Raw genomic sequence first — 25,569 nt, 5'->3', positions numbered from 1 at the left:
GGTAATGGGAATATGAGTGAAGAAAATAACTGGGATTATGGAACGAATGAGCAGAATATAAATCAGGGGAATCCTGTCAGCCTGGAGAAAAATATGACTGATGATGCGCAAAAGGCAAATTTAGAGAAGAATACAGCAGACAATCCGTATTATACAAATACTTCATATGGAAACGGCAATACAAATTATAATTACGGACAGTCAAATGACAGTGCAGGTTATAACTATGGACAGTCAAATGGAAGTACAGAATATAATTACGGACAACCGGCTGGCAGGTATGGAAGTAATAAGTCAGAAAGTGAAGGCTTTGGTATTGCGTCGTTAGTACTTGGAATCATTACGGTTTTGCTGTTCTGTACCTGTATCAGCTGGATCACCGGTATTCTTGCGATTATTTTTGGTATCATACAGCTTGTAAAAGGAAATAAAAAAGGAATGGCAATCGTTGGTCTGATCACAGGCGGAATCGGATTTATCGCATCGGTCATTCTGTATATTCTGATCTTCTTTACCAGTCTTGGATCGTATAGCAATTATGATGATATTTACAATCATATTTACGATGATATTTATGATGATATCGAAAATAGCATGGATGATGGAACTATCTGAAAAATTTTTGCTGGAACAGCATAGATGATGACAGAAGGATTCATTTGTTTTTATGGAGAGGGTTATGGAAGAATTATTGAAAGTCAGTGGATTGTCTAAGACATTTCATCTGTCGAAGAAACAACAGAAACTGGAAAAGACCGCAGCCAAAGTTAAGGTTGCGGTGGATGATCTTTCCTTTTGTACTTACAAGGGGGAAGTTTTTGGATTATTAGGGCCAAATGGAGCGGGAAAGACAACAACGCTTCGCATGTTAGCAACGCTGATCAAACCGGATAAAGGTGATGCTCTGATTGACGGAAGCAGTATTGTGACAGATCCGAACGGTGTTCGGAAAAAGATCGGATTTCTGACGAGTGAATTAAAACTGGAAGAATTTTTTACACCGAATTACCTGTTTGACTTTTTCTCCGAATTATACGGTATTGATCCGGCAGAGCGGGATGAGAGAAAACGGCTTCTGTTTCAGAAGTTTGGTGTGGATGAGTTTGCAGAGGTAAAAGTTTCTAATCTTTCAACCGGTATGAAGCAGAAGGTTTCATTGATCATTTCACTGGTACATGATCCGCAGATCATTATTTTTGATGAGCCGACAAACGGACTTGATGTTATCACGGCAAAGGTTGTGACTGATTTTCTGCAGGAGCTTAAGGCAGAGGGAAAAACCATTATTGTATCGACACATATTTTTTCATTGATCGAGAAAATCTGTGACCGTGTCGGCATCATTATCAATGGGAAAATGGTTTTGTGCGATACGCTTTCTAATGTGACGGCGGAAATGCCACTTGAGGATAAGTTCTTTGAAATCTATCGGGAAACGGCAGGTGAGATAGTATGAGTAAAAAAATGATTGCAATCATGAAAAAAGAGTTCGCCCGCTTTTTTGGAGATAGAAGACTGGTATTCACCACGATTTTGATGCCGGGATTGATGATCTACATTCTGTATACACTCCTTGGACAGGGAATCATGAAGCAGTTTGCAGCTTCTGAGGATTATGTGTATCAGATCTATACGGTGGATCTGCCGGAGTCATTTTCTTATTTAAAGACAGAATCTGATTTGGAAGTGACGGAAATTACAGTAGAAAAAGAGTCTGATGTCTTAGAAAAGATCGAGGCGGAGGAAGCAGATCTTTTGATGGTGTTCCAGTCGGATTTTGATGCGGCTGTCGCTGCATATGATCCGTTAGATACCACGCAGGCAGCACCGGATATCAACATGTACTATAATTCAGTTTCGACGGAATCGTCGACGATCTACAATCAGATGTATCAGGTTTTTGATGATTATGAATCTTCTCTGGCAAATAAGTTTGATATCAATGCCGAAGAAGGTGTGAAATATGATGTTGCAACGGAAAAAGATACTTCCGCGCAGCTTTTTTCCATGCTTTTACCGATGCTTTTGATGTCATTTTTATTCAGTGGCTGTATGGCGGTTGCCCCGGAATCCATCGTCGGGGAAAAGGAGCGCGGAACGATCGCAACGCTGCTTGTCACACCGATGAAACGCAGCGAGCTTGCCGTCGGAAAAGTCTTAAGTCTGAGTGTCATCGGACTTTTGGGCGGAGTTTCCAGCTTTATCGGCACGATGCTGGCACTTCCGAATCTGATGGGCGGTGCGGCGCTTGAGGATGACAGTATGACGGGTGCGATGAGCGCTGCAGTTTACAGTGGAACGGATTATGTACTGTTGCTATTTGTCATTTTAAGTACGGTTCTGGTAATTATCGGTGCAATCTCCCTGATGTCCGGCCTGGCAAAGAGCGTCAAAGAGGCAGGAACGATGGTTTCGCCTCTGATGATCGTCGTCATGCTGATCGGTGTGTCGACGATGTTCGGGGATGGTGCGCCGAAGGAGGTTTACTGGTATCTGATCCCGTTTTATAACAGTGTACAGTGCATGAATGGAATTTTTTCCTTTGATCTTGTGCCTGTTAATTTTGTGGTAACAATCGTGGCAAACCTTTTGTATGCACTGGTTATGACGGCCGGGTTAGCAAAGATTTTTGACAGCGAGAAGATTATGTATAGTTGAGAGGCAGCAGGTTATAAATAAAAGTATAAAATCCGCAATATCAGTCATATATTACAGATAAGAGAAAATATAAAGTTATACAAATATGGGAGATTGCGCGGGTGCTTTTATCTGTAAAAAATATTTTTCATAAACAAAGAGTTCATTATCCGAAAGATGTTCTGATCGCTGCAGTTATTTTTGCAGCAGCAGTCTGTCAGTGGGGCGGCAATCATGAAAATGCCAGAGAGACATTGTCTTTTGCGGCACAGGAAGATACCGCAGAAAAAAAGGTGGCGATTACTTTTGATGATGACGTTATAATAGGACTAAGTCAAGAGATTAGCTATAAAGAAGCGGTTTCTATGATTTAGTCCTATTTTCGCTATTCTAAGGAGAGTAGATAGGGCAGCGCTGTTATATTAAAATCTTATAGTGAATAGCCGGGATCTGTCAATATTAGGGATATTGGCTGATGTCGTTATGACCAAAGCAGGGCTAAATCTAAATTCCATGAAAATGGGATACTTGATTTAGCTCTGCTTTAATTTTTATCGGGAGGAGGCAAGTGCTTAACCCTATTTTTATCCAAGTGCATATAAAAAATGTGATGATATGCTGTGATAGTCTGATTATTCCGGTACAGTCGGAAACGCTGGCGGTAGAGGGAATGGCAGAGTTTCTAAGGGCTTTCCACAGAATCAAGAGCCACGCAAATGCAGAGACGCAGCAGGAGAAAACTAAGCAATGTCAAAGGAAACAGACTGAAAAAAAGTATTTAGGATAAAATAGAAATATAGTCTGGTTACACATTGGTAATAAACGTAAAATGACGTATATGTTAAGCTTAAAATGATAATTTTGCAAATAAAATAAAAAATTTCTTGTAGATTATTAAACCATAGCAAAATAAATTAGTATACAGAGCATTCTTAAATAGTCAAAGAAAAGATATGATAAAGGAAAATGAGTTTCGGAGATAGAAATGAAATTAGACTATTGCGCAATAGGTATGAGAATAAAAGAGCGTCGGATGAAGAAAGAATGGTCGTAGGAGATGCTGGCATCTACTGTTGGAATTTCTAATCCACATATGAGTAATATAGAGCGGGGAAAGACAAAAGTAAGCTTGGCAACTTTGATAGATATTGCAAACACTCTGGATACGACATTTGACGCATTGATTTGTGATAATCTGGTGAAAGGGAAAGTTGTTTTTGATGAAGAAATTTCACAGGAATTGGAAGAATGCAGTGAAGAAGACATTAGAATTGTTTATGATATGGTAAAAGCGTTGGTTAAAAGTCTGGCAAAACGGAAACATTAGTTGTTACAGTGGGGGCAAAGATATATGATAAGGATCGGGATTTGTGATGATTTAGTAGAACAACTTCAGATACAGGAAGAGATGGTTAGGAATATCGTTTGCCGTTTGGGACTGAATACAGAAATAAAATGTTTTCAAAGTGGAGAAGATTTGTTATGGGAAATAGAACAAAAAGGCAATATGGATATCATTCTTTTGGACATTGAAATGGGCGGGATAAACGGAGTTGAAACGGCAAGACGGATTCGGGAAAAGGATAACAGGGCAATTTTGTTCTTCATTTCCTACTATGAACAGTATTGTAAGGAAATCATTAATGTACAGCCATTTCGGTTTATAGACAAGCCTGTTTCGGAGGAGGAACTGGATTGTGGGTTTAGAGAAGCGTTTAAGGCGATGAGTCAAAAAGAAGAAATTTTTGAGTATACATATAAAAAAGTTCCATATAAGATTTTGGTAAATAAAATTCGTTATTTTGAGAGTGATAAGCGACAGGTGAATCTTTACAGTACAGACGGTGTTTCTTCCTTTTATAAAAAACTGGATGAAGTAGAAGCACAGTTAGAACAGATGAATATCAAGTTTTTAAGGATTAGTAAATCTTATCTGGTCAATGTGAACTATGTAAAGGAATTTCGGTATGAAAAAGTAGTGATGGATGACGGCAAAGAATTTAAAATAGGTCCCAGATATAAGGATAAAATAAGAAAAAGTTATATTGAATTGATGAGGATAAGCTAAATGATGAAAGTAATGCTGGCAGCCATTGAAATTTTTTCTTTAGTGTATCAGAGAATTTTTGCACAAAAAGTCCTGACACAAAGAAAGCATGGCAGAGTGTGGGAGTGTTTTGTATGGGGAATGTATTTTGTTATTTCTAATTTTTTTACTTACAGTTTTGCAAAAAGTGCGTGGGACAATACAGGAATATTTGTTGTCTCATTTTTTTTTGCTTTACGTATTTTATATATAGATTCTGCATGGGTTTTATCGGCAGTTACTGCTTTTATGGCAATTAGCGGAGCATTATCAGAAGTATTGACTTATTATGGGTGGCAGATATTTGTTCAGAAAAGTGGAGTCAAAGTAGATACGGCAAATGAGGATTACTTACTATTGCTGGTTTCCAAGCTAGTTATGTTTTTCTTTATAAAAATATTGCTGGCGCTTATCAAGCGGCATAAAAATATCAGGTTGAATACACAGGAATGGGTTGAAATTTTTATGATTCCCGGAGGAAGCATTGTCATTTTAGCTGAAATGATCTGTCAAAAGGAAAGCATGAGCGAGACATTGGATTTTGTGGCAGCGCTTATGGTAATGCTGATAAATATTTTTACATATTATTTGTATGATAAAATTGGAGAAACAGCAGAAAAAAGAGTACGGGAAGAGGTTTTACAGGAGCAAAGTGAATATTATCTCAGACAGTACAATGAAAACATGAATCTGTGGGTAGAAATGAGTGAGTTCCGCCATAATATGACGGAACGGTATCTGATGGAGAAAATGTATCTGGAGAAAGGAGACTATGAGGCACTCAAAAAATATTGCGATAATTCTTTAGAAAAGTTACATAAGCAGAGAAAAGTATCTAATACAGGGTGTTTCTATTTTGACAGTATTATTAACTATAAAGCGGCGGTTGCTGAGACATTTGATATTAAATTTGAAACAAAGCTGATGATACCGAGAGATTTAAAAGTGGAAACAGAAGATATCTGTATCTGTCTTGGAAATTTGTTGGATAATGCGATAGAGGCATCCAAAAAAGTGAAAGCAGAAGAACGTAGTGTTTGCGTAGAAATACGAGTGGATAGAAGAAACCTTATGATGATGGTTTCTAACCATTACGAAGAAGAACGGAAAAAGAGCGGAAATCATTATATGACAACAAAAAAAGAAAAACACAGGCATGGATTTGGACTGAATATAATAAGGAAGATAGCCAGACGGTATGATGGGGAGGTTATCATTGATGATGGGAATCATCAATTTGTGGTGACAGTATTATTGTATGAGATTTTTTCTATGTAAAGAAATGTAAAGGGAAATAAGAGATGCGTGAGTGAGAGACAGGCGTCTCTTTTTTTTGCATAAAAATAAAAAAGTTACAGATAACCATACGATTCTTGACGTTTTGAAGATTCTGTGTCGAAAAATGGTATTATTAGGAAAAAAGAGAGGGGGAATCAAGATGAGAAATCTGTTAAACCGCTATTTGAGCAATTTAATGACATTTGGTCTGGAGAAAGTAGCAACAGGCGCTGCAACAAAATGCTGCTATTTTATTCTGCATCAGCCCAAGGTGCCGGAAAATCTCAAAAAGTTTTCTGAGAGTAAGAAATGAGAAAACTTTTTGAAAGAATCGTAGACTTCATGGAAGAAAATGGAAGCATTCAATCGGAGTACAGGGATATATATCTATTCGCGTTGCAGACCGTTGCCGTATATGCTTTCAATATTGGAACGGGTGTTGTCATTGGCGCGGCCTTTGGGGAATTGTTATATTGCATGATATTTCTGATTGCATTTATGCTGTTGCGGCAGGAAGCAGGAGGATATCACGCACCGGGATGGATGAGCTGCTATTTTCTTTCATGTGGGATTCTGGTTTTAACCTTGTTATGGATAAAAGCAGAATTTGCTTATCAGACCTGTCTTACAATCGCTGCGGCGTTGGCAGCGGGGATGGGGATATTTCTATTTGCTCCCCTGGAGGATAAAAATAAGCCTCTGGAGGAAGCAGAAAAGAAAGTAATCGGAAAAAAGGCGCGAATCATAGTTGTAACAGAGCTGATACTCGGAATGGTATTCTTAGCGGTAAATCAGAGAGCTGCATATGCGGTTTTGGGCGCAGTTATCTGGTGTGGAGTGAGTTATCTGGCATGGTCAGTAAAAAGATATACGGAGAAAAATGGGAAAAGTAGAGAAGATAACAATTAAATTGGCAATGCTGTTCATAGGGCTTTCTTTGCTGTTTCCGGCAAGGGTTTTGGCAGCGGAGAAGAATGAAATCAATGAAATCACCGAAAAAAAGCAGATTATATTTTTGCTGGATGCAAGCAAATCAATGCAGGGAGACGGACAGTGGATTGAGGCAGCGGACAGCGCATGCATGATAGCGTCGGCGTTGCCGAAAGAATACGAAGTGGCATTGCTGGTATATAACACGGAAATTGTTTATGAGGAAGATTTCGGAAACATTAATCAGAAAACCAGACATGCACTCGAGACGGTAGAACTGCAGGGCTACACCACCCCAGCGGTGGCGTTGGAAACGGCGGCTGATATGTTTGACAGTGCGGCGGCAGATAAAAGAGTGGTATTTATTTCCGACGGGGAAATTTCTCTGCGGGATCAAAGCGAAACAGAAACTGCAATCAGGCAGTTTGAAAATATGGTGGATCAGATTGCAGAACAGGGAATAAAAATTGACATGTTTGCAATCCCCAATGATAAGACGGAGAATGAGGTTTCGTATGGAACGAAAGTGACGTCAGGAGAGCAGTATACAGTAGGCGAAAACCAGACGATTGAAGAAATCACTGCAAAATATCTGTTCCAGACGTTACAGATAGAAAAAATAGAACTTGGCGAGGCGGTTTCCGGAGAAGGAAATATGACAGTGGATCTGCAGGATACTTATATGCAGAATGCAAAGATACTTCTCGTGTCAGGGGAAAACATCGAGGATTTTCATGTTGCAGGACAGTGTGAGAGCCTGAATATGCTTCAGGGAAACAAGTTTGCGGTTGCTGAATTGGAAAATCCATTGGAACGGCAGATTACAATGGACTATTCTCTGGAAAACAGAGGAAATGTCCATACTTATCTGATAAAAGAATATTTTTTAAAAGCTGATATGGAGAAATCCTATACTTCGGAGGAAGGCGTATTTACCCTGAAAGTAAATGTTGTAAACCATCAGGAGAAGCCGGTTTTGGATTCGGAAACTTTAAAAGACAGTATTTCTGTTTTGATTAATGGCAAGGAAGCGTCTTACCGTGTGGAAAATGGCACGGCGATGGTTCCGTATCAGACAGACGAGACGGCAAAAGTGAATGTGGAAATTGCAATTCAGCCGTCGGAAAATGTGGTTCATTACATAAAAACGGCAGATACGGTGGAATTGACAGTTCCGGTTGTAGAGGAGGAACCTGATTATACGGTTCTTTGGATTGTAATTATATCTTTATGTGCAGTGGTGCTTTTGCTCTCTGTTTTATATGAAAGGAAAAAGCAAAAAAAAAACGATGGTGAGACGGGTTCCATTATCATAGAGAAGTCGGAACCTCCTGTGCTGCCGAAATATGATTTCTCAGGACAGTTGGCGGTATATTTGTTAAAGGGGGAGCAGGAAGACGACGTTGCGCCCTGCAGTATTAAGTTATTCGGAAAATCACGAAAAAGTATATCCTTTGACTGGATCAAAGACCGCTGCGGGATTGACTATAAATTATCGGATGCAGATAAAATCAGGTTTACTGGCGGAAAAGACCATGCACTGTGTTTCAAAAACAGTGGTTATGCAACAATCGTAAAAGAAAACCAGATTTTGAAACGGGAGAGAAAGTATTCTTTATACTATGGAGAAAAAATATTGCTGATTTTTAATAATGGAGGAACAGAAATTGAACTTCATTATAAAAATATGAAACCAAGCGAAAGGTAAGGAGGAACAAAGTGAATACAATAACACAGACAAACAGGACGATTCTCTTTGAGGAAATCAATCCGGAAAAGCTGAATCTTCTGACACTTGTTGGAGACGTCAGGGGGGTAAACAGCGTAAGTGACGACAAAATCAAAGAAATAAACGATGCCTTGCTGGTGAGAAGTTTTGACGAATTTTTGGAGAAATTTGAGCCGGTGGTGTATTCGTATTTTGACGCAAACAATCAGAAAGTAATCTATACGCTGAAAAAACCGGAAACGATTGAAGATGAGTTACTGAGTGAAATTCATCTGAACCGCCAGAATGATTATCTGAAAATGCTGATGACGCTTGTTGAGGCAAAGCGGGCGGAGGGAAGCATCAACGTAGATTTTAAATTTGAGAAACTGACGGATATGATTTCACCCAAAAAGGTCATGGACGATATCCGACAGAACCGAAAAGAACTTCAGTATACCTACAGCGAATATGCGAAACTTGAGGACGGCGATCCGAAGAAGTTAGATACGGCAGATAAGCTGAATCTGATGTTTGAAGAAGCAAGTGTCAATTACAACAATGTAATGGCAATGCTGCCGCTTGCGATAGAGGATATCAAGACAAGGCTGTTGTTGGGCGATGGACAGAAGAAAAAAGACGAAGCGCCGTTAAGCATTGGCGTGCTCAGTATGGATGAACACGGAGAACTTAAGATTTTAGAGGCGCCGAAGGAAAACAAAAAAGAGCTGATGGTATTAGACGACAATGCCAACGCCGGACTGATTCAGGCAATCGAGAAAGACTATATGGATTTGAACGAGGACGGAAATGAGTATGTTATGTCGTTGGTTGCAAGAACTTTCTGTCCGCTGGCATCTACGATGGAGAGTGTGGTAGATATTGAGAAAGAAGTAGCGAACTACAATTCTTACCTTGAGTTCTACAAGCGGAGCAAGGATGATTTTATCAAGACAGTAAAACCGTTGGTGGAAAAAATCATGGGGGTATGGGCTTTCTTCGAGCAGTATCCGAGAAACTGCAAGGGAATGAAACCTTCTCTGGTGGTATCGAATGTGAGCAACGATATGCTGGCAAAGAGCAGCAACATTCCGCGACTTTTAGCATATCTCAATACGGTAAACGCAAAAAATGATTTTGAGAATACCATCTGGTATGCCATTGTTCCGTCGGTTTCCTTAAACAGCAGTTCTAAGCTGAAGGCGGTAAAGGAGCGTTTTAAAGGAAATGAGAACGTAGAGAAAGAGGATGTGAACAGCATGGAATCGCTGGTTCGGATTCTGGATGCGCTGAAAGATTATGAAGTGCAGTGTTTCTTCAGCTATGAGACGGGGGATAAGACCACCTTTAATGTTATGGCGACAGAGGGAATTGAAAAATATGAAACAAAATGCACGCAGTTGATTGGCAAGCCTTTTAGTGAATATGCAATTCCCTGTATCCCGAATTTTACCGTAATACCAAAAGACAAGTCCGGCGTCATTCTGGATAACAAAATGTACATTACAGAGCAGAATACGGCAGCGCTGTCTAAAGAAAAAGAAGATGTTATGAAAATCTGGATTGATGGTGTCTACATAGGAGCTGCTTATGTGGCAGCCGGTTTGGTGGCAGCTTACCAGAGTCCGGACTACTTAAAAGAAGTGTTTAAGAAAAACGTGGACGATGAGCTTCCGGGTGTCCGGTTTGACATTGAGTCAGGAGATCACGCACTGCAGGTTCGGACTACCATGGCAAAAGAGATTACAGGATACACCAACGATATCAAGAGCGATATCAACCGGAAGAATTTCGGATTTGTATTTTCTTCCGAAAATGCAGTGCTTAAGGATATGAATATCCAGAACATTATGGTCTACAAGGCACGTAACCTGCTGACAGACGGAAAGAGTTATGAGCCAATCTATAAGACACAGGTGACTACTTACATTCAGAGAGTGATGCGTTTAGCGACAGGCGATTTTAAGCAGGAAAATATTGTGGAGTTTTTCTCCAGCAAGCCTACCAGCCAGAGAAGCAGATGGATGGAGAAGAAGGATTGCATCAATGCGATTATCGGAAACGGAGACGATATCCGGTATTCCATCGACGAGGCAGCGGGATACTGCACGCTTGATATCGCATTTAACGGTAACGTGAAGAATCTCGAAATCGAGATTAACCGGGTCAACAGCGAGGACAGAACATTTTAAATAAAGTCTAAAAGAAAAGAAGGAGGAAACGAACATGGGTTTTAGATTAGCAGTGAGTGGAGGCGCAGAGAACATCAATCTGGACGAGAAAACTATCCAGAAAGTTACGTTCAGTTCCGATTCCGCAACAGATTCCAACGCAAGGGCTACAGATTTTGGCATTGCAGTAAAGATTACCGGAAAAATGTTGTATAAGGTGGGAGCAGACGGAGAAGACGGAACACTTGGATTATCCAAATGGTCTCAGGTTCCGTCCGAGCAGGCAGACTGCTACAGAAATGCACAGATCGATGTTGTATCAGCAGGACAGGTGGTAAGAAAGTACACAATCCCCAATGCGTTTGTCATGGAATATGAGGAGCATATGGATGATGAAACCGGTGTGGGTACATTTTACCTCCACATCAAGCAGAAAAAGGACGAGAATGATGCGGTGAAGATCGAAGGCGGCTACGGTGAATAAAGAAAGGAGAGGAAATTATGTCATTTTTAGTAAAAGTCGAAGGAAGCGAGAGCTTTGAAGTGGCGAAGGAATGTGTCAGAAGCGTAAAGGTTACTACTGATATTCCGCTGGATTCTAATGCGAGAACGAAGGATGTCGGCGCAACTATGGTAATTACCGGAAAGATTTTAGCGGCTTTGGACGGGGATATTACTGACAGTACCAGGAAGCTGGCATTATGGTCCGTTGTTCCGGCGGAGAAAGCGGATTGTTATCGGAAGGTGACAGTAGAGCATGTGGCAGGCGGCGTAATGGAGAGAAAATATTGTTTCCCAAACGCATTTGTGCTTGACTACAAAGAAGAGTTTGGCGATGTAGAGGGAACCGGAACCTTCACATTAGTACTCAGACAGAAGAAAGACAAAATCGCTTCTGTAGCGGTAGAAGGAAATTATTCAGCATAACAGCAGGGCGCAGATTGTCAGCAAATAGGACAGCCTGCGCCTTAAATCGGCAATAGAAAGCGCATTTTACGGGCTTTCTATTGCCATGAATGAAAGGTTGGAACAAATATGAATCCATATCAGGTATTAGGGGTTTCGCAAACGGCTGATGAGGACACCATAAAAAAGGCATATAGAAAAGCGGCAAAAGAATGCCACCCCGATACACATCCGGGAGATAAGCGGGCAGAGGAACGGTTTAAGGAAATCGGAGAGGCATACCGGATTCTGAGCGATAAACAAAAAAGAAAAGAGTATGATGCCGGGGCAGCGCAGAAAGAACAGAAAAGTGCGGCAGGAAGGAACAGCGCTGGGACAGGAAGGAACGGTGCTGGGACGGGCAGAAAGAATACCGGAGGAGGAACGATTGATCCGGGAGATATTGAAAAGGAATTTGAACGATTTTTTTCCATGGGAAAGCAGAGTGAGAAAAAGGAGAATCGCACGCAACAAAAGATTAATCCCATGGATGTGACAGATTTATTTGAACGTTATATGGGATTGAAACGTTGAGAAAGACGATTTGATTTTTCAGACGCAGATTTGCGGTGATATTGAGGTGAAAATGAATAAGAAAAATTTCATGGACATGATGATATGCAGTCTTTCCGCTGCAATTATAATTCTATGTTTTACATATATGGAGCAGAGCAGGGGGCGGGATACGCTTATGGCTGTCTGCGGGATTGTATTTCTGGCATTTTTGCTGCTGGCAGTGACGGATTCTCTGTCCGGCAGACAGAAAAAAAGAGGAAATGGGCGGGGAATACAGGAACTGTTGCTGTTAGATGAAGAGGGAAACGAAATATCAGCCTGGCATATTGGCGGAAAGACGTCCCTTTTAATCGGACGGGACGAGCATAAGGAAAACGTGGACATTAATCTTCAGAATACAGAGTATGGCGGAATGGCAGACCGTCAGCACGCCGTGTTAAATTATGCGGCGGGGCAGTGGTATATTGAAGATTTAGGAAGCAGAAACGGCGTAAGAATCCAGGATGCGAAGGATGGCAAAGTGTATCAGGTGTCAAGGGAGCATCCCTGCCGGATTAACGCAGGCGATATTATTTTTATCGGGAATACCAGATTAGGGGCAAAATAGCGTGTACATATGGAGGAAAAAACATGAGTGGAAATTTAATTCGCTGTCAGAACGGACATCTTTTTTCAAGCAGGAGATATGGAACAGTGTGTCCGTACTGCAATATTGAGACAGCCACGAAAGAAAAAAAGTCAGTGGAAAAATCGCAGGAAGAAATTGAGGACATTCTTTTTCTGGAGGAGGAGAATCCGGTCTGCGGCTGGATTGTATGCGTAAAAGGTCCGAGAAGAGGCAAAGATTACCGGGTCATGGACGGAAAGAATTTTGTGGGACGGGCAGATGATATGGACATTCAGATTCTGGGGGATAACAAAATCGCACGGAGAAATCATGCGGTGATTGTATTTGATGCGAAGAAACGGGAGAACATGATTTTGCCGGGAGACAGCAACGGTCTGGTCTATCTGAACGGTGAAGCGGTCTATCTGCCGCAGCCGTTAAGTGCATATGACGTGATTGAGATGGGGGAGAGCACATTCCTTTTTGTCCCTTTCTGCGGGGAGCATTATATGTGGGAGGACGATAAATGAATGTCCCGTACCTGACAGTCTGTATCTTATGCGCTTTCTTAGGGATTGCATTTTTGTACCGTTTTTGTCTGGTATTCCGGAGCAGCAGAGAGGGATATGAGACGGGAGCCTGCAAGACCATCGGCAGCCGTGAAATACAGATGGATTACTTTACAATAGAAGAAAATGAGAATGGTTTACTGGCGGTTTTAGCAGACGGAATGGGAAAAGAAGCGGGCGGCAGAATTGCTGCTAAGACAGTCATTCGGGGTTTTAAAGAAATTTTTGAAACGTACAACATGGCAGACCACCCGTCCTATTTTTTTAAGAAAGCGTTTCAGACGGCAAACCGGGAAATTTTAAAACAGATGGATGAGGGAAGAGGAATGGCGGCAGTCAGCGCCGTTATGATACAGGGAGGATTTCTGTTTTACGGGATTGTCGGGAATGTAAAGATTGCAGTATTCCGAAATGAGGAATTGGTTCCCCTTGGAACGGGACACACCGTAGATGTGCTGGCACAGGATAAGTATGTGGAAGGCGTTCTGACAAGAGAAGATGCCCTGTCTATGCTGCAGGAAAAAAGAATTTACAATTACCTGGGAAGAGACGGTTTTAAGGAAATACAGTTCTACGACAAGCCGGTTCGCTTACAGGAAGGGGATGTGGTGGCAGTTTTCAGTAATGGAATGCAGGAGAGCGTGACATGGAAAGAGATGGAAGACTGCTTAGCCCGGAAGAAAAGCTGTAAGAGAATGGCATTTGATTTGGTGGAACTGGTAAATCAGAAAAAAGGCGATAAGGATAATGCCAGCGTAATTCTGATAAGAGTTGGAGAAATGACATGAGAAAACAGAACAGTGATTTTGAGGCACGGTTTATTTCCGAAGAGGGAAGCAGGTTAAAAAACAGAGATTATTTTGGGTATGTGGAATTAGATGAGTTCGCCTGCTATGTCATCGCAGACGGAATTACGGAGGTCACGGATGTAGAAAGCGCAAGGCTTGCCATTGAGACAGTCATTCTTAGTTTTCAGGAAAATCCATCTCTGTCAAAGCGAACTGTAAAGAGATTGTTAAAGCGGGCAAACCGGGCATTGTTAGGAAAAGAAAGTGACAGACGGTTAAAGGCATCTATTACAGTGGTTGTAACGGATTACCAGAAGATGAGATATGGCTATGTGGGGAACACAAGGCTCCGCATGTACCGGGGAGGGGCGGTTTACCGTCAGACGAGGGATATGTCTCTTGCCCAGGAGATGGTGGAGCAGGAGAAAATTGCCAAAGATGAGTTGATGCAGCATGAAGAGAGGAATAATCTTTATGCCTATCTGGGACAGAAAAATTTTAAGCCCGTGGTTTCAAAGAAGATAAAGCTGGCGGAAACCGACATGATTGCTCTGTATACAAGGGGAATCTGGGAGAATGTGGACGAGGCGGAGCTGGATGATGTTTTTGCAGAAGCTGACAACGAAGTGCAGACAACGGTGGATAATATCGAGGACTTATTGCTTTCAAGACAGCCGGAGAATCTGGACAACTATACGCTGGCAGTTATTTTTGTAAATAAAGTATACCAAAATCCGGAGAAACGGAAACGGATAAAAAAAATAGTGACGATTACGGTTATTGTTGTCATAGCGGCAATCGTTATCGGTGTGGTGCTGTGGTTTCTGCGTGATAGAAAAGTGCAGCGTACTGAGGATATGAATTATCATTTTACCAATACAGTGGAATATATCAATACCGGAAATTATGTCAGGGCAAAGGAGGAATGCGAGCAGGCGCAGAAACTGGCAGAAAAGCTGAAAGACAGCAGTATGAGAAACCGTCTGCAGGAATATTCCTTTGTGATAGAGACTGTGATACTGGCAGATGAAAGCTACAGCAGCGCAGATTATGAAGCGGCCGAAGAATACTATCTTTCTGCATTGGATCGCACCAGATATGCGGACAATGTAGGGACGGATTACATAGAAAATAAGCTGGAGAATATCAGTGTATTCCTGTCGGTGGAGGATTATATAAACCTTGGAGATTCCCTGTTAGAGCAGGGCGATTATGATGGGGCGGAAGAGAAGTATCTGCTGGCAAAAAAAGCCGCGTTGTCCGTACATGATGCGGAGGGCAAACAGACTGCTATGGATTCGCTGGAAAAGCTTTATGAGGAAAAGGCAGATGCCGAGAGCGCGGCACAGGAAGAAGCAGACAGTCAGGCACAGCAGACAGTTGCCGCAGCGGAGATGGTGGCAGCAGGAGATAAGGCATGTCTGGAAAAAGATTATGTTGGGGCGAAAGTTTATTATACGATGGCAGTTGCCAAGTATGGTGAAGTAGCGGATACGGCGGGACAGGAAGATGCACAGAAAAAATTGGATGCCGTAGAAGAAAAGTTAAGTGAACAGGAGGAACAGAAAAATACGGCGGCTGCCTATGAAAGCCAGGGAGAAGCCCGCCGGCAGTCCGGGGATTTGTGGGGAGCAAAATCACAGTATCTGTCTGCAAAATCGGTTTATCAGGAACTTGGGAGTGATGAAGATGTGCAGAGGATAGAGGGAATTTTGAGCGATATTGATATGCAGATCACAGAGGGGTAAATATTGTGGAAAGTATGACAGATTTACAGCAGCACATACGAAAAAGGCTGACAGAAATAGAGGATCTGGATGAGCGGAAGGACGCAAGGGAGATATTGTTAGAAGGTCTTGTGCCGATTTTTGAACGGATGGAGAAACGGTATCTGGATTTGGAAAATCAAATCAAACGGGAAATAGAGATTCCAAATGAGAAATATGCAGTCTCTATGACGGTTATCACCCAGAAAGATTATGACCCTATCAACGGAACACTGTACCCGGTTGTTCCGGCATTACTGCAGGAGGATAAGGAGCAGGAGAAGCAGGAAGCAATGCCCTGCATTATCTATTTTGCGGGCAGTTATCAAAAGAAAGCAGAATTTGAAAAAGCAGCAGATTTTCAAGGGGTCGATGACAGCGGCAAATCCTATACCGTCCGGGTGCGCAAAGCAAAATGTTATCAGCAGGCGTTGTCGGAGCTGTATCAGGTATTCGTCTATAACAAGATATGCTGGACAACAGTCAATACGGGATATCTGGATAGATTTTATGAAATAGATACGGACGGGGAAACGGATGGAAACGGTTTGAAAATAGATTTTGGCAGCTATGAGGAAGATATTAAAAATGGCATGCTGCTGTTATGGAATATAGAAAAGTTCACATTTCAGTGCCGTAAATTTATGGTTCCGTGCATTGATGAGAAATATTATGAACATGAACTGGATTTAAAAAACTATGATTTGGACAGCGGATATATGCTTGGGATCAATGAGGATGTCCTTAAAGTCAGGCATGAAAAAGATAAAATTATTATGACGTCGCTGAAAGAATCTTTTCGGGATTGGGAAGCATATCGTTTCATTGAAAAGACAGATACAAGTTCCCATGGGTATACCTGCGAAATGTTAAGCAACAGCAGAAAAAGCAGTTTTTTTCAAAATTACAGAGAACGGCAGGAAAGTTCCCTTGACAGCCGGACAGAGTTGTTTTGGATGGTACAGAGCTTTGAACATAATGTTTATGTAGAGTTAGAAAAGTGTGAGGTGCTTGAAACACCACCGGAGTCCTGTCTGGAAGGGGATATGAATCCATTTTTGGGAAATACCGTTTTCCCGATGGAGACAAGAAAAACGTTGGCATTGTATTTCACACGAAAGGGACAGAAAAAGAACTTTTGCGAAGATATGGTACGTTTTTTTGTGTCACAGATACAGTTATCGGTCTGTGAATATAAGTGTGTTGGTATTCTGATGGATTCGCACCTTTAACCATTTTATGTTAGGCGGTACAGCCTTGTAAAACGACAGGGAGACAGGACATAGGACAAAGGAGTTTAAGTGTATGCAGTATATCTGGGAGGTTGTGCTTGCAGCGGAAAAAAACGGAATAAGGGAAGCTGATTTGCAGTATGAGGTGCCAGAGGTACGAAGTCCGTATCTGGAGGTATCCTTTTACGATTTAAATACGCAGACAGTGGAGCAGACTGCCGTAGAGGTGAATCCATTTTACCGCTTTTTTGATATTTTCAGCGGGGTGTTGGATATTAATCAGAAAGAATATGGAAAAACAAAGGAAATCTTTGTGGATGCGGTATTTCATTATCTGGCGCTGACGGACTTAAGGATGGGCATGAGCAGGAAGGATTATTATTTTAAGTTCCTGGTGGAGGAATTGGAAAGCGGGCAGTTTGGGAGGAAGGCAAAGGCGGCTATACAGTTATTTTCATCCTATGAAAAAAAATATATTGTATTGGCGCTCATGGATGTCATATCTTCTCGTAACTATCGTGAGATTTTCAAGTGGCTGTTTCAAGAGATATATCAAGACTCTATTATATATAAAAGCATGGATTGTGCCAATGAACTTTATATTTACGTTGGAAGTGCAGAAACGCAGGAAGAAAGGAAAAGGGTTCAATTTTTATTAGACACTTTTTTACCGATAGGAGTGAGGACAGAAGTTTTTTATCAGGAACATTTCGGAATTTTGGAAGTAGAAGAAACTATGATATTAGATAAGGTACTTTTAATATAGAGGCGGAGGTGATAGGTATGGAGGCAACCGGAACGGATACAAGGAAAAACGAAATGAAATATGAAAAATCAGAACTGGAGTTGATGACCACCTATCAGCTAAGGGAAATCTGCCGTCGTGAAAAGATTATGAATGGTGTGATACACCCTCTCGATAAAGAAGAACTGATCCAGACGATTATGCGTTACATGGGAAAAAGACAGGACTTCCTTATCTGTGACAGGAAAAAAGGGGGAGAAGAGCGGGTAGAGGAATTTTTAAAAAATACCAGGATTGTAATAAAGCCCAGTGAAGAATTATACTGCCAGTCCCAGATTTTAGCTTATGAGGGACTTTCCATCGAGTATTATGACGGCTATACCATTCCTTATAAGAAAGAGTTGGCAGGAACAAATGCCTTTTTAATAGGAAGCGATAAGACGCTCTGTGCGATTTTAAATCTCAAAGAGCATGGGGGAAAACAGGAAAAATTGTATCTTACTAAGGCGGCGGAGTTAGAGACACGGGAGACGCAGAGAAAAGATTACAGAATTTTCTGCATGGGACGTCAGAACTCAGAGTGTATGTATCACCTGTACTATGGAGAGCAGACGATATTGCCGGAGCATATCGAGGTTTACAGTATACCGTTGATTGATTTTGTGGTGAGAAAACCGGTAACGCTGATGCTGCCTATGGCGATTGATTTTGGTTCTGTAAATACCACTGCCGGAGTGTATCTGGATTCTGCTTATTTCGAGCATGTGGGACAGCAGGCAGCAATAAAAAATTGCAGGGAAAATGAAATCAATTATACGGTTTTTGAGGACGGCGCAGGGGAAAGTATGCTATTACCCAGCGTGATAGGAGTATTGGCAGTGGAGGAAGAAGACGATAAGCTGCTGTTCGGTTATGATGCCATAAGGCTGGCAAACGCGAGTTATGTAGACGAGGGTTTTTGTGTCTTTTATGATGTAAAACGATGGATTGGGGAATATGACAAAGAGGAAGAAATTGTTGACAGACAGGGACGGCGGAGGCTGGTAAAGAGGGCAGAGATTTTGCGCCGCTTCTTTCTATATATCATAAGAAAAACGGAGAACCGTTTTAAATGCCGCATTTCGCAGGTACATATCTCAAGCCCGGTGAAACAGAAGCATTATTTCCGCAGAATGTTTCGGAAAATACTGCCGGAATATATGATCAATCAGGAGATTATGTTAGATGAGGGAATGGCTGTATTATATAACACCATTTCGAATATGTTAGAGCAGGATACTTTGGAAGAAAACGAAGAATATGAAGCGCTTATCATAGACTGTGGAGGAGGGACAACAGATTTATGTTCTTATCGTTTTCGTATTCAGGACCGCAGAGCCGCTTACAAAATCTATATGGAAACTACATACGAAAACGGCGATACGGACTTTGGCGGAAATAACATAACGTACCGCATTATGCAGATATTGAAAATCGCACTGGTGCGGGCAACTGGAAATCAGAATGTAAGCAGTGTGAAAGAAATCCTGGAATACATGGATACGGATATTTACCGTTTTATTGATTCGCATGGAGTAAAGGCGTTTTATCAGTATTTAGAGCAGGAATATCAAAAAGCGGAAGAGACACTTCCGACGCGTTTTGCCGATTTTGAAAGATATAACCGCAGCGAGTATTACAAGGTGAAAAATAATTTTTATACCTTGTTCAATACAGCAGAGCAGATAAAAAAATTATTTTACGGAAAAGTCGGAGCATTGGAGGTCACAGTTACTTCGGAACAAAAAGGACAGCGGGAAAATACTGTTTTATTGGATAAGTGGAAACTGTCTTTCTGGAAAGGGAACAGCCTTACGGTGGAAAAGATGATACCGGAAGTGATGATGAACTATTTTGAGATAGAGCTGCTGTTATCCGGCGAGATATACGGCATTGTACAGAAATTTATGGAGGAATTATACCACAGCGGAAGAATACAGGATTTTTCCTTTATTAAGCTGACGGGGCAGTCCTGCAAGATTGATTTGTTCAAGGATGCGTTAAAAGAGTTCGTTCCGGGGAGAATGATACAGTTTCGGAAAAGGGCGAATATTGATGCGGCAGATTTTGAATTAAAGATGACTTGTGTGGACGGGGCGCTGAAATATCTGCGTGACCGGAAATATGGGCTGGCAGATATTCACCTGAACAATGGTAAAGCTGTGCTCCCCTATCGGATTACCGCTTATACCCATAATGGAAAAGAAGTGGTACTGGTGGATGGTTTTAAAGACTGGGATACGGCGGGAACTATTTCGAGGAATATGGAGGATTTGATTCTTCCGCTGTACTTGAAAAATGCGGACGGGGAGGAACATTGCCGTTTTCAGTATGTATGCAGGCAAGAAGATTTTTCACAGAAAAGCTATGAGGAGATTGAGGCGGTTTATGGTTCCCATATTCTACAGAAAGAGACGGACAGTATTGAGAATGGAGATGTGAAGTTCTTCGTATGGGCAGAACAGGAGGAATGGGGATTTCAGGTTGTTCCGGTTTACTGTGAAATGGATGAACTTTATCTGGGGAAAGCAGAATTTTTCAGTTTCGAGAGTGATAACTGGGTGAACAGTTTTTTTGACGGGAAGAAATAGGAGTGTGAAGTTTCATGGAAATCAGGGTTCCGGTGTTTGCGGGCAGGCGTATTTTGAAAAAAGAAAGTTTGTGGGATATCAGGGATTACACCTATGCAGGATGGCAGTTATATTATGCGGAGTATACGGACGGTCTGTTAAAGGGCTGTGATATACGGGCAGAAGATGGTCGGCTTGTCATCGGGAAAGGGATGTTGAAATTTCACGATTTTATCTATTTGCTGATGGAAGAGGAAGAGGTAACTTATCAGCCCAAGAACAGGTGGCAGGTTTTGAAAGCCGAATTTTTGGAGGATGATACAAATTTAGACTACAAGGCTTACCGTGTCAGATTTTTTCTGGATGAGGAGCTGGAGCTGGGCGAGAACCAGATGGAAATGTGCCGCTTCTATCTGCGGGAAGGTTCGGCACTGCGTGACAGTTATAAGAATTTTGCGGATATGTCAACCGAGTACGATACGGTAAATCTGATCTGTGCTACGGTGGCAGGAATGGGGGAGAAAACGCTGCACCCGGTGGTAGTTAAGCAGTTTGGAGAAGAGCTTTGGAACATGGAGGAGAAGGATCAGTTTGATTTTGGATTTTGCAGTCTGGTTTGGAATACACAGGGGAGGGTGGAGCGAAAAGTGATTGCGGCATATTTAAGTAATAAGATGAAGAAAGCTGTAGTGGATAAGATCATGTCGTACGATAACCAAATGGTGTATGAGAAGCTGGAGAATATCGTGGATAATATGGGAAAATTCAAAAAAGAAAAAGTAAATGCAAGGGTGATTATTGTGGATTGAAATGACAAACTGAAAATTTATAGTAATTGAATGATGGTTTAAGAAAGAGAGAAAAAGATGGGAAAAGAAGAATTTTTTGATGAACAAATTATTGACATGATGAATAAGGCAGAACAAAAAAAAGAAAGTTCTAAGGTTAATCAGTCAGAAACAGTGGAAGAACGCAATATATATACTGGTGTCAGGATTTTTGGAAAATGGATATATTTTGAACGTAGTCTTCTGGCAAAAGATACAATTACCATGATGCTGCCGAAGAATTTTGTACCATTAGATCCAGATATGACTAAAAATAAATATCCGTCTGAACATCGACCGGAAACAATTCTTACAGATGAAACAGGAACCATAAATCTGATGTTTCAATATATGGAAGGAGAGGTAAGCGATGCAACAATAGAAAATTTTCGTAATCAGATTTTTGGTATGATGAAACGAGTAAATCCAGGCATTAAAGAGAGAGAAATAGGTTCGGTGGATGTTTTAGGGAAAAAGATTGCTTATGTGGAGTTTTCAAATCCTGCTATGGACGGGAAATTATACAATCTTATGTTCTATTTGGCAGTGAAGGGACAACCATTGATGGGAAGTTTTAATTGTCGAACCAAAGAGATGAAATATTGGAGACCGGTTGCCTTTGAAATGATACAGTCAATCGAAACGGTAGAAACAATAGAATAGGGGGGAGAAGCAAATATGGAAAAAATTATTTCTTTTCAAAATATAGAAGTAGCCCCCTATATAGTAGAACAATTATTAGATGTACGTATTGATCAACAAATGAATGAACATGGTACATTTTATTTTAAGGCACTGCTTCCAGAGGAAAAAAAGGACAGTTATGTGATAAATAACAGTCAGGGAAGCAATGTGAGTTTGTCAGTCAGAGAAACTGACGGAAATAGAGATATTTTGTTTCAGGGAATTGTGCAGGATGTGAAAGTCAAAGCCATACAGGGTTCTTATTATATGGAAGTATATGCTATTTCCTACAGTTATCTTTTGGATATAGGGAAAAAGAGCCGGAGCTTTCAGAATATACAAATGCTATACAGTGAATTGTTAAATCAGGTAGCCGCTGATTATGCGGATGCTGCGTTTAGGGATGTTATTACTCAAAATGCAAGTATAGGACAATTTATTGTGCAGTACGAAGAGACAGATTGGGAATTTTCTCGAAGACTGGCCTCACATTTTCATACGGGCTTGGTTAATGATGTTCATATAAATTGTCCAAGATGTTATTTTGGTGTACCAGACAATGGAAAACTGAACTTAGAAACGGTTAACTATGTTGTAAAACAAGATATTGGCAAGTATTTAAAATTGTCAAACAGTGGTATCAGTGGATTGAGCGAACAGGATTTTATTTACTATGAGGTGGAAACATATTCACCTGCGGATATCGGAGATGAAGTACAGTTTCAGGGACAGACATTATATGTGTATCAGATTATGGCACGTATGGAAAAGGGAATTTTTGTATACCATTTGACATTAACAACCCGAAAAGGAATGAGTCAGCTTCACCAATGGAATGAACGGATAGCCGGAGCTTCATTAAATGCAAAAATTGTTGCAATTAAAAATGATCAGGTAAAGGTTTCACTGGAAATAGATGAAATTTCAGGACATAATCCGGGAAAATTGTGTTTTTTCCCTTATTCAACAATTTATTCATCACAAGATGGAAGTGGATGGTATTGTATGCCTGAGATTGGTGATAGTGTAAGAGTTTACTTTCCAGATGGTGTGGAAGAGCATAGCTATGCGATAAGTTCTGTACATGAAGAAGTAAATAACAGTTCTCCTGGTGGAGGCAGTGATAGTGTTTCTGGAGGCAGCGGAGAATATAGTGGGCAGAGAGATGATCCTAGTGTCAAGTCTCTTCGTAATCAAGACGGCAAAGAAATTCGTTTAACTCCGGGAGGTATTTATATTATTGCGGATGGTACAGTTATTACCTTAACGGATGAGGGGGGTGTTTTAATTACAAGCGATAAAGATATTGAGTTCAAATCAGATCAGAATATAGTTTTAAGTGCGGAGGAAAATATAAATATTATCGGACTTACGGGAGTTGATTTAAGCTGTAATGAAACAGCATCTGTCAAAATAGAAGAAGATATAAAAGTAACAGGACAGGAAGTAAAATCTAATTAGGTGAGGGGGTGCAGTGTGTGCAAGGAATTGACCTTCAACGAAAAGGTAAAGAGTTGGCTGCTGAACTGGATTACTATGTGAAAAGTCATTTTGAACAGTTAGTTGAACAGTTTGTAGATTGTTTTTCTGAATATTGTAATAAAATCTATGAAATGCAGAGGCAGGGAAGAAAAGGAGCCATTGCCTATATCCATTTTTCTGTGTTGCAAACCAATATTTTATTGAAAAAGCATGAAATCCGTTTGGATGCGTATGATGAGAATTGGTTTTTGGATTACGTGGAATGTAGTGACAGTTATCATGTGGGAGAATTTTATTCTTATTTAGAGCAGTATGGGGATTTGGTGGAGGAGTTACGAAAAAAATCCAATGGAAAGACAAGCTTGGCAGAGGCACAAAGAAGGGTATTTGCAGAAAGCAAGTTGTATCTCTTTTATATTGCTGAATTGATTCGGGCAGGGATGCGGAAGGTTGTTCAGACAGAGGCGTACCAGAGGATAGAGAGGGCACCGTGTTTTGTAGTCTGTATTGGTGGGTATCTGGATCGGTTTGATATTTTGTATAAGGAAGATAATACCATAAAAGATAGCAAAGAGGTAAGAAGTTATCTACAATCCAAAAAGAAAAAACTTTTTAGTTATGAGATTTTTGAAAATTTAGACTTGTCAAAAGGAAATTATGAAGAATTGGAATTTCAATTTTCTTCGTTTGTAGGATGTAATTTTACTCAAAGCAGTTGGAATAAGAGCCATTTACTTTTTAGTAATTTACAAAATACGATGCTGAAAAACACAAAGATGGAAAAAATGAAGATTTTTGATACAGATTTTTCAGGAGCAACGTTAGAACAAGTTGATTTTGCAGGAGCAAAAATAAAGCATGTCTCTTTTGCAGGAGCAAAATTGATTCAAGTAGATTTTTCAAAAGTATTGCTGGCAGAAGAGATTAATTTTCAAGATGCTCAGATTGTGGATTGTAAGTTCCCGGAGGAGGTTGGCAGTGGATTACTTTATCATGAAAACAGATAGACGATTACGTTTGTTGCCGCAAATACAGTTTTCAAAAGAGGGTATTGGTACGAATGTTATGAAGCAATCTATTGCATATGTAAAAGAATATACCGGGCGGTGTATAGACTATCCGGATTATCTGGAAAAACCATATCCTTTGATTGCAGATAAATATAGAAAAATATTACAAAAGTATCAGCAGGATATGGATCTTCAACGGGTGATGCTGATTGAAAAAGAAAGTGGAAAGCAAACGCCGTATTGTTTGATATGTCCGGCAGAGATTGTATGTGCAGATTCAAGTCAGTCCCAATATGATAAAAAAGGGAATGTGCAGGAGTTCGTATTAGATGTGGAAAAGACAGAGGGGCGGAAAATCTTTATGGCAAAGGATTTTAACAGGGAAGTTGTGGTGCGGTTAGATATAGCAGAAAGTATTTTGCGGAGAGAGGCTAATGGAATTTGGTTCGAGCCAGTGAAGATAGCAGGGAGGAGCAGATAAAATGTCAGATGAAATGAAAACTGAAACAGAAGAGATGCACTATCCTTATGTAGTGCGGGGGGCAACTATGTATTGTTCTTGTGGAACACATACAAGAAAATTGGATATGCCGGCATCTCATGGCTCGTATATACGAGATAAAGCGATGATGAATAGGACAGATTGTAAAGTGGGAATAGATAAGAATATTCCACCTTTTGGGGCTTGTCGGTCAGAAACAAAAGATGGGATAGATATAAAGATTGAGGATACAAAGGATTTGTTACAAGTTACGGACGAGGATGGAAATCCAGTTGAGGTTCCATTGCCTATAGAGGGAAAATTGTGTGAACCAGAATTAGCAAAGGAATGGGCAGATGCGCAAGAAGAAACGTTGGTGGATGGAGAACCGGCGCTTACTGTAAAATGCACAATTACCTGTAAGTATGGAGGGGTTATTGGATTTATGGATGCCGGACAGGGAGTGTACTAATGTAAGAGAGGGATAGGGCTTCCGTG

At 40.8% G+C, this 25,569-nt stretch carries 27 protein-coding genes; all 27 read left to right on the top strand.

Annotation, left to right across the window (positions count from 1 at the left end):
* Positions 1 to 12 precede the first annotated feature (12 nt).
* The 27 genes from ACDD58_RS18980 to ACDD58_RS18850 all read left to right on the top strand — a co-directional run bounded on the left by ACDD58_RS18980 (position 13) and on the right by ACDD58_RS18850 (position 25,543).
* On the top strand, positions 13 to 615 hold the full coding sequence (locus ACDD58_RS18980; RefSeq protein ID WP_370778696.1) for a DUF4190 domain-containing protein: 603 nt from the start codon (positions 13 to 15) through the stop codon (positions 613 to 615).
* Positions 616 to 679: 64 nt separating this feature from the next.
* The gene (locus ACDD58_RS18975) at positions 680 to 1,456 is read left to right on the top strand and encodes an ABC transporter ATP-binding protein (RefSeq protein WP_370778695.1); all 777 of its coding nucleotides are present in this window, start codon (positions 680 to 682) and stop codon (positions 1,454 to 1,456) included.
* Complete coding sequence (locus tag ACDD58_RS18970; RefSeq protein WP_370778694.1) at positions 1,453 to 2,658, top strand: ABC transporter permease; 1,206 nt, start codon at positions 1,453 to 1,455, stop codon at positions 2,656 to 2,658. The genes ACDD58_RS18975 and ACDD58_RS18970 overlap by 4 nt, the downstream gene beginning before the upstream one ends.
* A gap of 101 nt (positions 2,659 to 2,759) precedes the next feature.
* Positions 2,760 to 3,011 (top strand): hypothetical protein, encoded by a 252-nt coding sequence (locus ACDD58_RS18965; RefSeq protein ID WP_243006892.1) that lies wholly within the window; start codon positions 2,760 to 2,762, stop codon positions 3,009 to 3,011.
* 683 nt (positions 3,012 to 3,694) lie between these two features.
* Complete coding sequence (locus tag ACDD58_RS18960; protein WP_370778693.1) at positions 3,695 to 3,964, top strand: helix-turn-helix domain-containing protein; 270 nt, start codon at positions 3,695 to 3,697, stop codon at positions 3,962 to 3,964.
* Positions 3,965 to 3,988: 24 nt separating this feature from the next.
* Positions 3,989 to 4,705 carry a LytR/AlgR family response regulator transcription factor gene (locus tag ACDD58_RS18955; protein WP_370778692.1) on the top strand — a complete coding sequence of 239 codons (717 nt, stop codon included), beginning with the start codon at positions 3,989 to 3,991 and terminating at the stop codon, positions 4,703 to 4,705.
* On the top strand, positions 4,706 to 6,001 hold the full coding sequence (locus ACDD58_RS18950; RefSeq protein ID WP_006858388.1) for a sensor histidine kinase: 1,296 nt from the start codon (positions 4,706 to 4,708) through the stop codon (positions 5,999 to 6,001).
* 160 nt (positions 6,002 to 6,161) lie between these two features.
* Positions 6,162 to 6,314 carry a cyclic lactone autoinducer peptide gene (locus ACDD58_RS18945; RefSeq protein ID WP_241070752.1) on the top strand — a complete coding sequence of 51 codons (153 nt, stop codon included), beginning with the start codon at positions 6,162 to 6,164 and terminating at the stop codon, positions 6,312 to 6,314.
* Complete coding sequence (locus ACDD58_RS18940) at positions 6,311 to 6,910, top strand: accessory gene regulator B family protein (RefSeq protein WP_006858386.1); 600 nt, start codon at positions 6,311 to 6,313, stop codon at positions 6,908 to 6,910. The genes ACDD58_RS18945 and ACDD58_RS18940 overlap by 4 nt, the downstream gene beginning before the upstream one ends.
* A complete protein-coding gene (locus ACDD58_RS18935) occupies positions 6,882 to 8,639 on the top strand; it encodes a VWA domain-containing protein (RefSeq protein ID WP_370778690.1) in 1,758 nt (585 codons plus the stop codon). Before ACDD58_RS18940 ends, ACDD58_RS18935 begins: the two co-directional genes overlap by 29 nt.
* Before the next feature lie 11 nt (positions 8,640 to 8,650).
* Positions 8,651 to 10,831 (top strand): hypothetical protein, encoded by a 2,181-nt coding sequence (locus ACDD58_RS18930; RefSeq protein ID WP_006858384.1) that lies wholly within the window; start codon positions 8,651 to 8,653, stop codon positions 10,829 to 10,831.
* A gap of 34 nt (positions 10,832 to 10,865) precedes the next feature.
* A complete protein-coding gene (locus tag ACDD58_RS18925; protein WP_006858383.1) occupies positions 10,866 to 11,294 on the top strand; it encodes a hypothetical protein in 429 nt (142 codons plus the stop codon).
* Between the two features lie 17 nt (positions 11,295 to 11,311).
* Entirely contained in the window at positions 11,312 to 11,737 is a 426-nt protein-coding gene (locus ACDD58_RS18920) for a hypothetical protein (RefSeq protein WP_022112793.1), read from the top strand.
* Positions 11,738 to 11,845: 108 nt separating this feature from the next.
* A complete protein-coding gene (locus tag ACDD58_RS18915) occupies positions 11,846 to 12,289 on the top strand; it encodes a DnaJ domain-containing protein (protein WP_195441746.1) in 444 nt (147 codons plus the stop codon).
* 52 nt (positions 12,290 to 12,341) lie between these two features.
* Positions 12,342 to 12,878: an FHA domain-containing protein gene (locus tag ACDD58_RS18910; protein ID WP_055193079.1), complete on the top strand. Its 537-nt coding sequence runs from the start codon at positions 12,342 to 12,344 to the stop codon at positions 12,876 to 12,878.
* Positions 12,879 to 12,901: 23 nt separating this feature from the next.
* On the top strand, positions 12,902 to 13,408 hold the full coding sequence (locus ACDD58_RS18905) for an FHA domain-containing protein (protein ID WP_006858377.1): 507 nt from the start codon (positions 12,902 to 12,904) through the stop codon (positions 13,406 to 13,408).
* On the top strand, positions 13,405 to 14,235 hold the full coding sequence (locus ACDD58_RS18900; RefSeq protein ID WP_370778689.1) for a PP2C family serine/threonine-protein phosphatase: 831 nt from the start codon (positions 13,405 to 13,407) through the stop codon (positions 14,233 to 14,235). The genes ACDD58_RS18905 and ACDD58_RS18900 overlap by 4 nt, the downstream gene beginning before the upstream one ends.
* On the top strand, positions 14,232 to 15,983 hold the full coding sequence (locus ACDD58_RS18895; RefSeq protein ID WP_370778688.1) for a hypothetical protein: 1,752 nt from the start codon (positions 14,232 to 14,234) through the stop codon (positions 15,981 to 15,983). The genes ACDD58_RS18900 and ACDD58_RS18895 overlap by 4 nt, the downstream gene beginning before the upstream one ends.
* A 14-nt stretch (positions 15,984 to 15,997) precedes the next feature.
* Positions 15,998 to 17,233 carry a hypothetical protein gene (locus tag ACDD58_RS18890; RefSeq protein WP_370778773.1) on the top strand — a complete coding sequence of 412 codons (1,236 nt, stop codon included), beginning with the start codon at positions 15,998 to 16,000 and terminating at the stop codon, positions 17,231 to 17,233.
* 73 nt (positions 17,234 to 17,306) lie between these two features.
* Positions 17,307 to 17,999, top strand: coding sequence for a hypothetical protein (locus ACDD58_RS18885; protein WP_006858373.1), 693 nt, complete (start codon positions 17,307 to 17,309; stop codon positions 17,997 to 17,999).
* Positions 18,000 to 18,016: 17 nt separating this feature from the next.
* A complete protein-coding gene (locus tag ACDD58_RS18880; protein ID WP_370778687.1) occupies positions 18,017 to 20,608 on the top strand; it encodes a molecular chaperone in 2,592 nt (863 codons plus the stop codon).
* Positions 20,609 to 20,622: 14 nt separating this feature from the next.
* Positions 20,623 to 21,396 (top strand): hypothetical protein, encoded by a 774-nt coding sequence (locus tag ACDD58_RS18875; RefSeq protein WP_370778686.1) that lies wholly within the window; start codon positions 20,623 to 20,625, stop codon positions 21,394 to 21,396.
* 57 nt (positions 21,397 to 21,453) lie between these two features.
* Positions 21,454 to 22,077, top strand: coding sequence for a hypothetical protein (locus ACDD58_RS18870; protein WP_117921951.1), 624 nt, complete (start codon positions 21,454 to 21,456; stop codon positions 22,075 to 22,077).
* Positions 22,078 to 22,092: 15 nt separating this feature from the next.
* A complete protein-coding gene (locus ACDD58_RS18865; RefSeq protein WP_370778685.1) occupies positions 22,093 to 23,559 on the top strand; it encodes a contractile injection system protein, VgrG/Pvc8 family in 1,467 nt (488 codons plus the stop codon).
* A 17-nt stretch (positions 23,560 to 23,576) separates the two neighbouring features.
* Entirely contained in the window at positions 23,577 to 24,587 is a 1,011-nt protein-coding gene (locus ACDD58_RS18860; protein WP_117921953.1) for a pentapeptide repeat-containing protein, read from the top strand.
* Complete coding sequence (locus ACDD58_RS18855) at positions 24,559 to 25,071, top strand: hypothetical protein (protein ID WP_370778684.1); 513 nt, start codon at positions 24,559 to 24,561, stop codon at positions 25,069 to 25,071. The genes ACDD58_RS18860 and ACDD58_RS18855 overlap by 29 nt, the downstream gene beginning before the upstream one ends.
* A 1-nt stretch (position 25,072) precedes the next feature.
* Positions 25,073 to 25,543: a DUF4280 domain-containing protein gene (locus ACDD58_RS18850; RefSeq protein WP_015520294.1), complete on the top strand. Its 471-nt coding sequence runs from the start codon at positions 25,073 to 25,075 to the stop codon at positions 25,541 to 25,543.
* Positions 25,544 to 25,569 lie beyond the last annotated feature (26 nt).

Origin of the sequence: Roseburia sp. (assembly GCF_041325975.1) — a bacterium.
Lineage (GTDB): Bacteria > Bacillota > Clostridia > Lachnospirales > Lachnospiraceae > Roseburia > Roseburia rectibacter.
This window is presented reverse-complemented; position numbering and strand designations above follow the sequence as displayed.